The organism is Geodermatophilus sp. SYSU D01106 (assembly GCF_054049995.1).
Genome location: NZ_JBJGYM010000007.1, coordinates 211417 through 225191, shown reverse-complemented (window position 1 = coordinate 225191; position 13775 = coordinate 211417). Strand labels below are relative to the sequence as shown.

The 13775-nt window shown below is 77.3% G+C and carries 13 protein-coding genes; 9 read left to right on the top strand and 4 right to left on the bottom strand.

The window, feature by feature from the left end:
- The first annotated feature begins 170 nt into the window (after window positions 1-170).
- The 5 genes from ACI78R_RS10520 to ACI78R_RS10500 all read left to right on the top strand — a co-directional run bounded on the left by ACI78R_RS10520 (window position 171) and on the right by ACI78R_RS10500 (window position 4516).
- The gene (locus ACI78R_RS10520) at window positions 171-557 is read left to right on the top strand and encodes a DUF6394 family protein (protein WP_073420053.1); all 387 of its coding nucleotides are present in this window, start codon (window positions 171-173) and stop codon (window positions 555-557) included.
- 13 nt (window positions 558-570) lie between these two features.
- Window positions 571-2355: a potassium channel family protein gene (locus tag ACI78R_RS10515; protein WP_457040675.1), complete on the top strand. Its 1785-nt coding sequence runs from the start codon at window positions 571-573 to the stop codon at window positions 2353-2355.
- 33 nt (window positions 2356-2388) lie between these two features.
- Window positions 2389-3597: a low temperature requirement protein A gene (locus tag ACI78R_RS10510; RefSeq protein ID WP_457040674.1), complete on the top strand. Its 1209-nt coding sequence runs from the start codon at window positions 2389-2391 to the stop codon at window positions 3595-3597.
- Between the two features lie 96 nt (window positions 3598-3693).
- Window positions 3694-4230, top strand: a complete 537-nt coding sequence (locus tag ACI78R_RS10505; RefSeq protein WP_457040673.1) for a universal stress protein — start codon at window positions 3694-3696, stop codon at window positions 4228-4230.
- A complete protein-coding gene (locus tag ACI78R_RS10500; protein WP_457040672.1) occupies window positions 4199-4516 on the top strand; it encodes a hypothetical protein in 318 nt (105 codons plus the stop codon). Before ACI78R_RS10505 ends, ACI78R_RS10500 begins: the two co-directional genes overlap by 32 nt.
- 16 nt (window positions 4517-4532) lie before the next feature.
- On the opposite strand, the gene ACI78R_RS10495 is transcribed toward ACI78R_RS10500, so the two are convergent.
- The gene (locus tag ACI78R_RS10495; RefSeq protein WP_457040671.1) at window positions 4533-5060 is read right to left on the bottom strand and encodes a putative immunity protein; all 528 of its coding nucleotides are present in this window, start codon (window positions 5058-5060) and stop codon (window positions 4533-4535) included.
- A 246-nt stretch (window positions 5061-5306) separates the two neighbouring features.
- Here ACI78R_RS10495 and ACI78R_RS10490 point away from each other — a divergent pair, with 246 nt between their 5' ends.
- Complete coding sequence (locus ACI78R_RS10490) at window positions 5307-5981, top strand: hemerythrin domain-containing protein (protein ID WP_457040670.1); 675 nt, start codon at window positions 5307-5309, stop codon at window positions 5979-5981.
- Here ACI78R_RS10490 and ACI78R_RS10485 read toward each other — a convergent pair.
- Window positions 5951-8281, bottom strand: a complete 2331-nt coding sequence (locus ACI78R_RS10485; protein ID WP_457040669.1) for an ATP-binding protein — start codon at window positions 8279-8281, stop codon at window positions 5951-5953. The two genes, ACI78R_RS10490 and ACI78R_RS10485, sit on opposite strands and share 31 nt — an antisense overlap.
- A gap of 84 nt (window positions 8282-8365) precedes the next feature.
- Here ACI78R_RS10485 and ACI78R_RS10480 point away from each other — a divergent pair, with 84 nt between their 5' ends.
- The 3 genes from ACI78R_RS10480 to ACI78R_RS10470 all read left to right on the top strand — a co-directional run bounded on the left by ACI78R_RS10480 (window position 8366) and on the right by ACI78R_RS10470 (window position 11013).
- Window positions 8366-8773 carry an ArsR/SmtB family transcription factor gene (locus ACI78R_RS10480; RefSeq protein WP_457040668.1) on the top strand — a complete coding sequence of 136 codons (408 nt, stop codon included), beginning with the start codon at window positions 8366-8368 and terminating at the stop codon, window positions 8771-8773.
- A complete protein-coding gene (locus tag ACI78R_RS10475) occupies window positions 8770-9387 on the top strand; it encodes an SRPBCC family protein (protein ID WP_073420046.1) in 618 nt (205 codons plus the stop codon). The genes ACI78R_RS10480 and ACI78R_RS10475 overlap by 4 nt, the downstream gene beginning before the upstream one ends.
- An 87-nt stretch (window positions 9388-9474) precedes the next feature.
- The gene (locus ACI78R_RS10470; RefSeq protein WP_073420045.1) at window positions 9475-11013 is read left to right on the top strand and encodes an APC family permease; all 1539 of its coding nucleotides are present in this window, start codon (window positions 9475-9477) and stop codon (window positions 11011-11013) included.
- Here the strand turns inward: ACI78R_RS10470 and ACI78R_RS10465 are convergent.
- The gene (locus tag ACI78R_RS10465; protein WP_457040667.1) at window positions 10979-12187 is read right to left on the bottom strand and encodes a lycopene cyclase family protein; all 1209 of its coding nucleotides are present in this window, start codon (window positions 12185-12187) and stop codon (window positions 10979-10981) included. The two genes, ACI78R_RS10470 and ACI78R_RS10465, sit on opposite strands and share 35 nt — an antisense overlap.
- A gap of 93 nt (window positions 12188-12280) precedes the next feature.
- Window positions 12281-13702 (bottom strand): cation:dicarboxylate symporter family transporter, encoded by a 1422-nt coding sequence (locus tag ACI78R_RS10460; protein ID WP_073420043.1) that lies wholly within the window; start codon window positions 13700-13702, stop codon window positions 12281-12283.
- Between the last annotated feature and the right edge of the window lie 73 nt (window positions 13703-13775).

Sequence of the window (13775 nt, the reverse complement as noted above, 5' to 3'; positions counted from 1 at the left end):
CGCCGACCACCGGGGGCGGGCCCCCCCCCCCCGCCCCCCCCCCCGCGGCGCCCCCCGCCCCCCCGCCCCGCCGCCCCCCCCCCCCCCCCCCCGGCGCCCGCCGTCCCCCGGCGGGCGGTCCGGTGCGGCACTAGTGTCCGGACGGTCGCACCCACCGCCGCGGGAGTCGCATGAACCTCGAGAAGGTCGTCTTCGGCTTCTTCGTGCTGCTCGCCGCCACCATCAACTTCGGGTTCTTCATCGGCGACATCGACGACCCGGCGGTGCACAACGTCTACGAGCTGTTCGCGGCGCTGGTGGTCAGCCTCATCGCCACGGTGCTCAAGTTCGGCGACCGCACGCAGATCGGCGCCGTGCACCTGGCCACCAGCCTGGTCGCGGACCTGCAGCTCATCGCCGCCACGATCACCTGGGCGTGGGCGGTGCACGTCTCCGCCGAGGGTCTGACGGCCACCGCCACGGCGAGCATGGTGTCGCTGTCGGGCGGGGCGCTGGTGGCCAACATGGTCTCGGTGGTGCTGCTGGTCATCGAGACCGTGTCCTTCCAGCGCCACTGAGCGGGCGCCGACCGTGGAGACCGCGCCGCCGCCCCCGGTGACCACCCGCGGCCGCCGCGTGCGCCGCCGTCCGGTCGTGCCGCGAGCGGAGGGCTCGGCGACGGTCTTCACCGTCCTGCGGCGGATGCGCGCGCCGCTGATCACGCTGATCGTCATCTTCTTCGTCAGCGTCCTGGGCCTCTCGCTGATCCCGGGCGTCGACGCCGAGGGGCAGCCGGCCCGCCTGAGCCTCTTCGACGCCTTCTACGTCATGAGCTACACCGCGACGACGATCGGCTTCGGCGAGATCCCGTTCGCCTTCAGCTACGCCCAGCGCATGTGGACGACGGCGACGATCTACCTGACGGTCGTCGGGTGGGCGTACGCGATCGGGTCGCTGCTGGCGCTGGTGCAGGACCGGGCGTTCCGCCAGGCGCTGGCGCTGCGGCACGTGTCGCGCAAGGTCACCCGGCTGCGCGAGCCGTTCCTGCTCGTCGCCGGCTACGGGCAGGCGGGGGAGAACCTCGGCGCCTCCCTCGACGCGCTGGGCCGCCGGTTCACCGTCGTCGACATCTCCGAGACCCGCATCGACGCCCTCGAGATCGCCACCTACCGCGGGGACGTGCCGGGGATCGTCGGCGACGCCCGCGACCCGCACGTCCTCGGCGTCGCCGGCCTCGGGCACCCGTGGTGCGAGGGCGTGCTGGCGCTGACCGGCGACGACGAGGCCAACCTCGCGGTGACGATGGCGGCGGCGCTGCTGCGCCCGGAGCTGCCGGTGGTGTCGCGGACGACGTCGCCGATGGTGGCCGAGCGGATGGCCGGCTTCGGGTCGCCCACCGTCGTCAACCCCTTCGACCGCTTCGGCGACCACCTGCGCCTGGCGCTGCGGACCCCGGCGTCCTACCAGCTGATGACCTGGCTGGAGAGCGGCCCGGGCGCGGAGCTCACACCCCGGGGCACGGCGCCGGCGCCCGGCCGGTGGGTGGTCTGCGGCTACGGGCGCTTCGGCCGGCACTTCGCCGCCGACCTCCGCGCCGAGGGCCTGGAGGTGACCACCGTCGACCCCTCGCCCGAGGAGGAGCCGACGATCGTCGGCGACGCCGCGGACCTCGACGTCATCCGGTCCGCCGACCTCGCCGGCGCCGTCGGCCTGGTCGCCGGCACCGACAACGACACCACCAACCTGTCGCTGATCGCCGAGGCCCGGCGGATCAACCCCGGCCTGTTCGTCGCCGCCCGGCAGAACCAGCCGGCCGACGCCGCGCTGTTCGCCGCGATGGAGGTCGACGCGCTGCTGGTCCCCACCGAGGTGGTCGCCCACGACGCCTACGCCCGGCTGAGCACCCCGCTGCTGTGGCGCTTCCTGCGCGAGCTGCCCGGGCAGAGCGACGAGTGGTCGGCCGGCGTCGTGGACCGGCTGCTCGACGCGTGCGGCACCCACCTCGAGGCGCTCTGGAAGGTGCGCCTCACGCCGGACGACGCCCCCGCGCTCCACCCCCGGCTGTCCCGGGGCGGGTTCCGCCTCGCCGACCTGCTGCGCGACCCCGCCGACCGCGACCGGACGCTGCTCGCCGTCCCGCTGCTGGTGCTGCGCCGGGGCGAGGCCCTCCTGACCCCGGACGGCGACCTGGAGCTCGAACCCGGCGACGAGCTGCTGTTCGCCGGCCGCGCCGCGGTGCACCGCGAGGTGGAGGCGACGCTGTTCATCGACGGTGTGGCCGACTACCTGGTCACCGGCCACCGGGTGCCGTCGAGCTGGATCTGGCGCAAGCTCAGCCGGTCGACGCCGGCCGCGGACGCTCCCGCCGCGCCCTGAGCGCCCGGCGCCGACGTCCACGAGGGGGAACGCATGACCGAGCAGGGCCCGGGCCGGCGCCTGGTCGACCGCCTCACCGGCCGCTCCGACGCCGTCCGGCCGCCGGAGCTGCGCACCGACGACAACCGCTCGGCGTCCAAGCTGGAGCTGTTCTTCGACCTGGCCTTCGTCCTGGTCCTGACCGAGCTGGCCAAGGCGCTGCGCGAGGACGTCACGGTGCACGGCTACCTCGTCTTCGCGGGGCTCTTCGGCGCGGTGTGGTGGTCGTGGGTGAGCTCCACGCTCTACGCCAACCGCTTCGACCACGACGACGTCGTCTACCGGGTCTACAAGCTGGCCAGCATGGCCGCCGTCGTGGGGCTGGCGGCCTCGGCGTCGGAGGCCACGGGCGAGCGCGCCACCGTCTTCGTCGTCTGCCAGCTCGTGCTCCGCGGCCTGCTGCTGCTGCAGTACCGCCGCGCGCACGTGCACGTGCCCGACGCCCGGCCGATCACCCGGCTGTACCTGACCGGCGCGGCCGCCGGTGCGGCGTTCTGGGCGGTGTCGCTGGCGGTGCCGCGGCCGGCCGCCTACGCGTTCTGGCTCGCCGCGGTGCTCGTCGAGGCGCTGGTACCGCTGCTCGCGACGCGGACCTCGGCCGAGGTGCCGGTGCACGTCGAGCACCTGCCGGAGCGGTTCGCGCTCTTCGTCATCCTCGTGCTCGGCGAGCCGGTGGCGGCCGTGGCGCACGGCCTCTACGACGCGAAGTGGACGGCGAACTCGGTCGTCGTGGCGGCGCTGGCCTTCGTGCTCGCCGCGGCGCTGTGGTGGAGCTACTTCGACCTCGCCGGGGCGCGCGCCAAGCGCCTGCTCGACGAGTCCGGGGAGCCGCGCGCTACGCACGCCCTCGACGTCTACGTCTTCGGGCACCTGCCGCTGACGCTGGCGCTGGCGACCGTGGGCGCGGGGATCGAGCTGGCCGTCGTCGAGGCCGGCGCCGTGCCGCCGGGCACGCGGCTGCTCGTCGCGGGAGGCGTGGCGCTGTACCTGGCGTCGGCGAGCGTGACGGCGTCGGCGATGACCGGCGACGTGCGCCGCGGGTGGTGGTGGCCGCTGGCCGCGGCGGTGGTGGCCGGCCTCGACGCGCTGCTGGACCTGCCGGCCGTCGCCGTCATCGGCGCGCTGGCCGCGCTGGTGGTCGTCGTGGTCGTGGCCGGCTCGGTGCAGCGGGCGACGGGGCAGCTGGAGGCCGAGGAGGTCTGACCGGTGCGGCAGGGACCTCCGGCCCTGCCGCCCGCGGTCGGGGAGGGCTGCACTGGGACGGGGGCCGGACGCCGACCCGCCGGGAGGTGCGCTGCCGTGGACACGACGCCGGGGCTCGACGCCGGGATCGTCGTCGGGGTGGACGGGTCGGCCTGCGCCCGGACGGCGCTGGCCTGGGCCGGCGCGCTCGCCGCGCGGGCCGGGCTGCCGCTGCTCGTGGTGCGGGCGTGGAGCCTGACCACCGCGCCGCGGCCGGCCACCTGGGAGTGCGGCTACGTGCCGCCGGTGGCCGACTACGAGGCGGCGGTGCGGCAGGCGCTGGCCGACGACGTCGCCGCGGCCGGGGTGCCCGCGGGCGTGCCGGTGGAGTGCCGCGCGGTGCACCGGGCGCCGGTGGACGCGCTGCTGGACGCCGCGGAGGGGGCCGCGCTGCTCGTGGTCGGCGCCCGTGGCCGCGGCGCCGCGCGCGGGCGGCTCCCCGGGTCGGTGGCGACGTCGGTGCTGCGGGCGGCGTCGTGCCCGGTGACCGTCGTGCGCCCGCAGGGGACGACGCACGGGACGACGCCCGGCCCGGGACCGGGCGGCAGCAGGGAGGAGCGCCATGACCAGGTCCAGCACGCCGGGCTCGGGTGACGGCCGGCGCCGGGAGATGACGGCGGAGGAGAAGCTCATCGCCCAGTGGGAGGCGCAGCACGACGTCGCCGCCCGCGGGCACCGCTGCGACCCCATGGGGCTGCAGCACCAGCTCAGCCGCGAGCGGCTGGCCGACCGGGTGCGCCCGCCGCGCCGGGAGGCGCCGCCTGCCGGGGCGACGGCGAGCGCCGCCACGGCGCCGGCTGAACCCCCGCCGGTGCCCGCGGCGCCGACGGCGCGGCGCCACCCGTGGCGGCGGTTCCACCACCACGCCTCGGAGCACTGAGCCCCCCGCGGGGCGCCTACCGCAGGGAGCCGTCCAGCTCCCGGACGAGCGCGCCGACCCGCCCGCCGCCGGCCGGGGCGGGCGGGTAGCGGCGCAGCACGCCCGCGACGACGGGCCCGGCGGTGCGCCGGGCGCGGTCGAGGACGGCGGCGGGGTCGTTGCCGTCGAGCTCGGCCGCGCGGGCGGCGTGCGCGGCGGAGCCCAGGACGTGGGCGACCTGGGTGGCCCGGGCGATCGGGTGCAGGAAGGCCGCGCCGGCCGCGGCCATCGCGGACCGGGCGGCCTCGGCGGCGGCGGGCTGCCCGGCCTCCCGAGCGGCGGTCGCCGCCCGCTGCGCGGCCCAGGCGGCGTCGCGCAGCGCCGTCGTGCGCTCGGCCCCGTCGGCGAAGGCCTGCGCGGCGTCGACCGCGGCGCGGGGGCGCGGGTCGTCCGGCCGGTCCCGCTCGAAGCGGGCGAGGGCGGGACGGGCGCACGCCGCAGCGAAGCCCGCGACCGCCCGCAGCTCGGCCCGGGTCAGCGCGACCTCGGGGGCGTCCTGGCTCACGCCGCCCGTCCTCGGGTGCGGGTGCGTCGAGGTGTCGCCGTGTCGCGCTGTCGACCGGTCGCCGTGTCGGGACGTCGCCGAGTCGGGACGTCGAGGTGTCGCCGGGTCGAGGTGTCGGCGGATCGAGGTGTCGGCGGATCGAGCTGTCGCCATGTCGACCCGCCGGGGTGCCGTGGGTTGGTCGTGGGTCCGCTGTGGGGGCGCTGTGGGTGGGTCGTGCCGGCCGCCGCCGACAGGCTCGACGCCATGACGCACACCGCTCCCGCCCCCGCCGTCCCGATGGCCGACGTCCGTGACATGTACGTGGTCCACCGCGCCTTCCGCCGCGAGCTGCGGCTCGTCCCCGGGCTCGTGCGGGCCGTGGCGCCCGGCGACACCGCCCGCGCCGCCGTGCTCGCCGCGCACACCCGGATGTTCCTGCAGGGCCTGCACCTGCACCACACCGCCGAGGACGACCTGCTCTGGCCCAAGCTGCTCGAGCGCTGCCCGCCCGACGCCGCGCTGATCGGGCGGATGGAGGAGCAGCACGCCGAGGTCGAGCGGCTGACGGAGGCGCTCGGGCCGGCCCTGGACCGCTGGGAGGCCGAGGCCCGCCCCGCCGTCGCCGAGGAGGTGGCCGGCACGGTCGACGCGCTGCGCGAGGTCCTGCTCGTCCACCTCGAGGAGGAGGAGCGCGAGATTCTCCCGCTCGCCCGGCGGCACGTGACGCAGGAGGAGTGGTCGCAGCTCGGCGAGCACGGCAAGGGCCAGATGGCGGCGCGACACCTGCCGCTGCTGTTCGGCGCGCTGCTGGAGGAGTGCGACCCCGAGGAGCGGGAGATGATGCTGCACGTCGTCCCGTGGCCGGTCCGGGTCCTGCTGCGCACCGTGTTAGCCGGCCGGTACCGCCGCTACGTCAGCCGGGTGCGCGGGACCCGCTGAACTCCGGGCCGGGCTCCGGGCCGAGGTCCCGGGCCGAGGTCCCGGACCAGGGCCGGGACGTCCTCCGGGCGCAGCAGCCGGCCGGCGTCCCAGGCCCGCCCGAACGCCTCCGCACCCAGCGCCGCGCGCACCTCCGGCAGCACCTGCGCGGCGAGCTCGACGTCGGGCGGGAACGCCACCGCGACCGCCGCCGCCTCCGCCGTCGCCGATCCGGCCGCGAACAGCCGGGCCGCCAGCTCCGGGCGCCCGCGGGCGGCGGCGACGGCGGCCAGCCCGGGCAGCGTGTAGGCGAGCGTCCAAGTGGTGCGCACCTCGGCGGCGAGCACCGCGGCCTCCGTCCACCGAGCCAGCGCCGCGTCGCCGTCGCCGGCCAGCCAGGCGAGGGAGGCCTGCACGTTGAGCACCGTGGCCAGCGTGAACGGGCTGCCCAGCTCCCGGGCGAGCCCCTCCGCCCGGGCGAGCTCGGCCGTGCCCCCGCCGAGTTCCCCGGCGCGCAGCAGCAGCTGCCCGCGGGCGGTCACCGCGTGCGCCCGTGCCCACGCCTGCCCGCTCGCCTCCGCCAGCCGGAGCGCCTCGTCGAGCTCGGCCGCGGCGGCGTCGAGGTCGCCGGTGAAGACGGCGGCCGAGCCGGTGAGCACCAGCGCGAGCGAGCGCAGGTCGGGAGCGTCCGCGGTCCGGGCCGCCGCGGCGGCCGCCTCCCGCGTGCCGGGGACGTCGCCTGCGGCGTACCGGAGCGCCGCCGTCGCCAGCAGCAGCCTGGCTCCGTCGTCGGGGGCGAGCCCGTCGGGGGACACCCGGCCGAGCCACCGCAGGCCCTCGGCGGCGTTGCCGCGCACCGCCCAGTAGAGCCAGGTCGCCTCCATGAGCGCGGCGACGTCGGCGGCGCGGCCCGACGCGGTCAGCCGGCCGAGGGCGACGCCGAGGGTGCCGTGCTCGCGCTCCAGCCGGTCGAGCCACGCGCCCTGCTCCGCGCCGGGCAGCCCGGTGCGCGCCCCCTCGGCCAGGGCGAGCACCGCCGCGACGGCGCGGTCGGCGACGGCGTCCGCCTCCCCGGACGCGGCCAGCCGCGCTGCGGCGTACTGGCGCACCGGCTCCAGCAGGCGGTAGCGCGCGTGCGGCCCTCCCTCGGCGACGACCAGCGACTGCTCGACCAGCCCCTCGAGCGCGACGACGGCGTCCTCCCCGCCCGACACCGCCCGTGCCAGGTCGAGGTCGAAGCCGCCGGCGAGGACCGACAGCCGGCGCAGCAGCGCCTGCTCGCCGGCGGTGAGCAGGTCGTGGCTCCAGTCGAGCGCGGCGGCCATCGTCCGCTGCCGCTCCGGCAGGTCGCGCGAGCGGCTGCGGCCGAGGGCGTCGTCGAGCCGGCCGAGCAGCGCCGACGGCGGCAGGTAGCGGGCGTGCGCGGCGGCGAGCTCCAGCGCCAGCGGCAGGCCGTCGAGGCGCCGGCAGATCGCGGCGACGTCGGCCGCGGTCCCGTCGTCCAGGGACAGCGGCCGGCCCGCGGCGGCCGCCCGGTCGAGGAACAGCCGGGCGGCGGGGGAGGCGGCGACGGTGCCGGCGTCCGCGCGGGCGGGGACCGGCAGGGGGCCGAGCGGGTACTCGCGCTCGGCCCGCACGCGCAGCGCGGCCCGGCTGGTGGCGAGCACGGTCAGGCCGGGGCAGCGGGCCAGCAGCGCGGCGACCTCGGGCGCGGCGTCCAGCACGTGCTCGACGTTGTCCAGGACCACGAGGCAGCGCCGGTCGCCCAGGCGCGCGGCGACCGCGTCGGCCGCCGGACCGGCCGGCTGCCGGCCGCCGAGCACGCGGGCGAGCTCGGGCAGCACCGACCGCGCCTCCCGCACCGGCGCGAGCTCCACCACCGCGACGCCGCCGGGGAACCCGGGGGCCAGCACCCGGGCCGCCGCCAGGGCCAGCGTCGTCTTCCCGACGCCGCCCGGGCCGGTGAGCGTGAGCAGCCGGGTGGTCCCCGACCGCAGCAGCGCCGTGACCTCCGGCAGCTCGGCGTCGCGCCCCACCAGCGGCGCGGCGGGCACCGGCAGGCCGGGCGGCGGCGCGGGGTCCGCGGCGTCCGGGCGGGCGGCCGCGGCCAGCTCGGCGCGCTCGGCGTCGTCGAGGCCGAGCGCGTCGCCCAGTGCCCGCAGCGTGTGCGGGTGGGGGCGGCGCCGCTCGCCGCGCTCCAGCGCGCCGATCGCCTTGCCCGTCAGGCCGGCCCGCGCGGCGAGCTCCTCCTGGCTGAGCGCCGCCCGCTCGCGGAGCCGGCGCAGCAGCGCGGCCAGGGGGCCGGGGGACGGGGCGCTCACCGGCCGGGAGGGTAGCGGCGTCCCGGCCTGCCCGGATGCACATAAGCATTGACTGATATCAGTCGGCAGTGAAACAGTGTGGAGGTGCACGCGTTCGACGTCCTGGGCGACCCGGTCCGGCGGCGGATCCTCGAGCTCCTGGCCGACGGCGAGCTGTCGGCCGGGGAGGTCACCGCCGTCGTCCGCCGCGAGTTCGGCATCTCCCAGCCCGGTGTCTCCCAGCACCTGCGGGTGCTGCGGGAGAACGGCTTCGCCCGGGTCCGGGCCGAGGGCGCGCGGCGGCTCTACGCCGTCGAGCCCGCGCCGCTGCAGGACGTCGACCGGTGGCTCGAGCGGTTCCGCCGTACCTGGGACCGGCACCTCGACGCACTCGCCACCGAGCTCGCCCGGGGGAAGCGCGAGCGCCGCGCCGCGCCCCGGGACGCCCCACCCCGGGACGCCCCACCCCAGGACACCCCACCCCAGGACACCCCGCCCGAGGAGGAACCGTGAGAGACCTGCTGACCGAGATCGCCGAGACCGCCCGCGCCGTCGCCCGGGAGGGCGCCGGGGACGACGAGCTGATCGCCGTCCGCCTGCGCCGCGAGTACCCGGCCGACGTCGCCGACGTGTGGGACGCCGTCACCGACCCCGCGCGGCTGGCCCGCTGGTTCGCCCCGGTCAGCGGCGACCTCCGGCAGGGCGGCAGCTTCGCCGTCGAGGGCAACGCCGACGGCGAGATCCGCGAGTGCACCCCGCCCTCCACGCTCGTGCTCACCTGGGGCGGGCCGGTCAGCGTGGTCACGGTCCGGCTCGCCGCGGCGGGGCAGGGCACCGCGCTGGAGCTGGAGCACACCGTGCCCGCCGCGTTCGCCGGCAGCGGCGCCGGCGCGCTGTTCGTCGGCCCCGGCTGGGACGTCGCGCTGCTGGGCCTCGCGCTGCACGTCGACGGCGAGGACGTCGGCGACCCGGTGGCGTGGGAGGGCAGCGAGGGGGTGCGCGCGGCCAACGCCGCCTCGATCGACGCCTGGGTGGCCACCGTGACGGCGTCGGGCACCGCCACGCCCGAGGAGGTCGCCGGCGGCGAGGCGGCGGCCCGGGCCCAGTTCGCCCCCTCGGCCGGCTGACGAGCGCGGCGCGGTCCCCGGGTCGCCGGGGACCGCGCCGTCCGCCACAGTGGAGCGCCCGCACCCCCTCCCCGGAAGGCCCCCACCGTGCGCCCCTCGGACGACGGCGACCCCCAGCTCGCGGAGTTCGGCTACCGGCAGCACCTGGACCGCAGCATCGGCCGGTTCTCCAGCTTCGCCGCCGGCGTCAGCTACATCTCGATCCTCACCGGCACGTTCCAGCTCTTCTACTTCGGCTTCGGCGCCGGGGGCCCGGCCTACGTGTGGTCCTGGCCGATGGTCTTCGCCGGCCAGCTGATGGTCGCGCTGTGCTTCGCCGAGCTGGCCGCCCGCTACCCGGTGGCCGGCTCGCTCTACAACTGGACCAAGCGCCTCGGCAGCGCGACGACGTCGTGGCTGGCCGGCTGGGTGATGCTCACCGCCTCGGTGGTCACCCTCGCCGCGACCGCGCTGGCGTACCAGATCACGCTGCCGCAGCTGTGGTCCGGCTTCCAGGTGGTCGGTGACGGCACCGGCACCTACGACGTCGCCGTCAACGCGGTGCTGCTCGGCGGGCTGCTCATCACCGTCACCACGCTCATCAACGCCTTCGGCGTGCGGCTGATGGCGCGGATCAACAGCACCGGGGTGTTCATCGAGCTCGTGGCCGCCGTGCTCATCGTCGTCGTGCTGGCGCTGGCGATCACCCGCGGCCCGCAGGACGTCCTGTTCGACACCGCCGGCCGCGGCGAGGGACAGTCGCTGGGCTACCTCGGCGCCTTCCTCGTGGCCGCGCTCGCGTCGGGCTACGTCATGTACGGCTTCGACACCGCCAGCTCGCTCGGCGAGGAGACCATCGACCCGGGCCGCACCGCGCCGCGGGCGATCCTGCGGGCGATCACCGCCTCCTTCGTGCTCGGCGGGCTGATCCTGCTGTTCGGCCTGATGGCCGCCCCGAGCCTCGCCGACCCGCAACTGGCCAGCAGCGGGGGCGGGCTGCAGTACGTGCTGCTCTCGGTGGCCGGCACGGGGCTGGGCAAGGCGTTCCTCGTCTGCATCGTCGTCGCGGTCACCGTGTGCTGCCTCGCCGTGCACACCGCGGCGATCCGGATGACCTTCGCGATGGCGCGGGACAACGCGCTGCCGGCGTCGGCCCGCCTGGCGCACGTCGACCCGCGGCGGCGCACGCCGGTCGTCCCCGCCGTCGTCGTCGGGGTGCTGGCCATCGGCGTGCTGCTGCTCAACGTCCGCCAGCCGCAGGTCTTCACCGCCCTCACCAGCATCGCCGTGGTGATGATCTACCTGGCGTACCTGCTGGTGACCGGCCCGATGCTGGTCGCCCGCCTGCGCGGCCGGTGGCGCCCGGCGCCGGGGCGCTTCTCGCTGGGCCGCTGGGGCCTGCCGGTGAACGTGCTGGCGGTGCTGTGGGGCGCCGGGATGGCGGTCAACCTCGCCTGGCCGCGGCGGGAGGTCTACAACGCCACCGGCGAGCAGCACTGGTACCTGCAGTGGGCCGCGCCGGTGTTCATCGGCGCGATCGTCGCGGTGGGCCTGGGCTGGTACCTGCTGCGTCAGCGGCGGCGCACCGGGGTGCTCCCGGAGCACGCCGCGGTCATCGACCCGACGCCGCCGCCCGCGCCCGCCTGAGCCCCGCCACCAGCCGGGCCGCGGTCCCGCCCGCGACGCCGCGCAGCAGCCGGGCCCGCTGCGCCGGCGACAGCGCCCCGAACACCCGGGCCATCGTCCCGGCGACGGCGGACGGCGGCGATCCGGCGTCCAGGTAGGGCGCCCACGCCTGCTCGGGGAGCGTGAAGAAGGCGCCGAAGAACGCGTCGGTGGCCGTGGCGTCCATGGGCAGCAGCACCTCCAGGCCGAGGCCCAGCAGCGCCGCGGTGGCCCGCGGGCGCGCGGCGCGCACCACCGGGCGCGGGTCGCGGCCCGCGGCCAGCGCCGCGGCCACCCGCGGGCCCAGGCGCAGCGACGCCGCCACGCTGTAGCCGGTGGCCGGGTGCACCAGCCCGGCGGCGGCGCCCAGCGGGGTGCCGGGGCCGGTCGGGCGCGGGGCGGCGTCGAGCGGGATGGCCACCCGCTCGGCCCCGCCGGCCGGCCGCAGCCCGTGCGCCGCCAGCAGGGCGGCGAGCCGCTCGCGCAGGTCCGCCAGCGGCAGCGGCGGCCGGGCGGCCAGGGAGGTGGCCTCGAGCAGCACGGTGCCGTCGTCGAGGGGCAGGCCGTAGAGGAACGCCGGGGGAGCACCGGGGGCGGCCAGCGCCGTCCAGTCCATGAACAGGGCGCCGTCGGGCGGCACCAGGTCCGGCACGGGCCCGGCGACCACCTCGCCCCACGCCCGCTGCTGCGCGGTCGCGGGCCCGCCGCCCCGCGCGTCGAGCACGGTGCGGGCGGCCAGCCGGGTGCCGTCGGCGAGGACGGCGACCTCGCCGCCGTCGTCGTCGAGCAGGCCGCGGACCCGGCCGGTCACCAGCCGCCCGCCGGCGGCGGTGAACCGGTCGAGCAGGGCGGCGTGCACGGCGTCGTTGCGCAGCCGGGCGTAGCCGCGGGTCAGCTCCCGTTCGCCGCCGGACGCCGTCCGGACGACGGTGGGGGAGTACCGGGCGGCCATGGTCGTCCGCGCCGCGGCCGGATCGAGGCCGAGCGGTCCGGCCGCGGCGTCGAGCTCGTCGGCCCACAGGCAGTAGGTGGCCGGCCAGGGCCGCACCGCGGGGGCGACCAGCGCCGTCGACAGCCCCGCCGCGGCGCACGCGGCCGCCGCCGACAGCCCGGCCGGCCCGGCGCCGGCGACGACCACGTCGAGGGGGGCTGCCACCGCCGCAGACGACCACACCCCCGGCTCCGGCGCGCGGCCGGGGTCGGGGGTGTGGTCGGGGATGCGGTCGGGGGTGTGACCGGGAGGGCCCGCTCAGCGGGTCGAGGAGAGCGCCTCCTGCCGCAGCTCGGCCTGCGCGTCGCGCCGGCCGGGGCCGGCGTTCGTGGCGTCGGCGGGCAGGTCGCCGTGGTCGTCGTCGAGCATCGTCGCCTCGTCGAAGGGCACCTGACCGGACAGCGCCGCCGAGAGCTGCTCGCGGTCCAGCTCGCGGGTCCAGCCGGCCACCAGGACGGTGGCGACGGCGTTGCCGGCGAAGTTGGTGACCGCGCGGGCCTCGGACATGAACCGGTCGATGCCGACGATGAGCCCGACGCCGTCGAGCAGGTCGGGGCGGTGCGCCGACAGGCCGCCGGCGAGGGTGGCCAGGCCCGCACCGGTGACCCCGGCCGCGCCCTTCGAGGCGATGATCATGAAGGCCAGCAGGCCGACCTGCTCGCCGACCGACAGCGGGTCGCCCAGCGCCTCGGCGATGAACAGCGAGGCCATCGTCAGGTAGATGGCGGTGCCGTCGAGGTTGAACGAGTAGCCGGTCGGCACGACGATCCCGGCGACCGGCTTGCTCACGCCGGCGTGCTCCATCTTGGCGATCAGCCGCGGCAGCGCCGTCTCCGACGACGACGTCGAGACGATGAGCAGGAACTCCCGGCCCAGGTACCTGAGCAGCGAGAAGATGTTCACCTTCGCCGCCAGCCGCAGGAGCAGCCCGAGGACGACGAAGACGAAGACGGCGCAGGTGGCGTAGAAGCCGAGCATGATCACCGCGAGGCTCTTCAGCGCGTCGACGCCGGTCTCGCCGACGACGGCCGCGATCGCGCCGAACGCACCGATCGGCGCCACCCACATGATCATCGCCAGGACGCGGAAGACCAGCTTCTGCAGGTGCCCGATGCCCCGCAGGAGCGGCTCGCCGGCGCGGCCCATCGCCTGGATGGCGAACCCGACGAGCAGCGCCACGAGCAGCGCCTGCAGCACCGAGCCGTCGGTCAGCGACGACAGCAGCGTCGTGGGGACCAGGCCGAGCAGGAAGTCGGTGGTGCCGCCGCTCTCCTCGGCGGTCTCGGCGAGCTCGGAGCCCCGGCCGCGCAGCTCGTCGGACAGCGCCAGCCCGTCGCCCGGGTGCAGCACGTTGCCGACGACGAGGCCGATGGCCAGCGCCACCGTGGACATGAGCAGGAAGTAGCCGAGCGCCAGCCCGCCGACCCGGCCCACCTTCGCCGCCTGCCGGATCGACCCGATGCCCAGGACGATCGTGCAGAAGATGACCGGCGCGATCAGCATCTTGATCAGCGCGACGAACGCCGTCCCGATCCACTTCAGGCCGACGGCGAACTCGGGGAACACCAGGCCGACGGCGATGCCGAGGGCGACGGCGGCGATGACGGCGATGTAGAGCCAGTGGGTGCGGTCGCGCCTGGTGCGCGCCGGGGTGTCGCCGGCCGCGGTGCCAGCTGCCATGTCTGCTCCTGGGGGAGACGTCGGGACGGTCGGGTACCAGTGGGCCGGACCCCGTGACCGCCGTCACCCATGT

Excerpts from the sequence above, each read along its gene's own strand:
- ACI78R_RS10520 (WP_073420053.1), top strand. The coding sequence starts at position 171 with ATGAACCTCGAGAAGGTCGTCTTCGGCTTCTTCGTGCTGCTCGCCGCC.
- ACI78R_RS10510 (WP_457040674.1), top strand. The coding sequence starts at position 2,389 with ATGACCGAGCAGGGCCCGGGCCGGCGCCTGGTCGACCGCCTCACCGGC.
- ACI78R_RS10500 (WP_457040672.1), top strand. The coding sequence starts at position 4,199 with ATGACCAGGTCCAGCACGCCGGGCTCGGGTGACGGCCGGCGCCGGGAG.
- ACI78R_RS10490 (WP_457040670.1), top strand. The coding sequence starts at position 5,307 with ATGACGCACACCGCTCCCGCCCCCGCCGTCCCGATGGCCGACGTCCGT.
- ACI78R_RS10460 (WP_073420043.1), bottom strand. The coding sequence starts at position 13,702 with ATGGCAGCTGGCACCGCGGCCGGCGACACCCCGGCGCGCACCAGGCGC.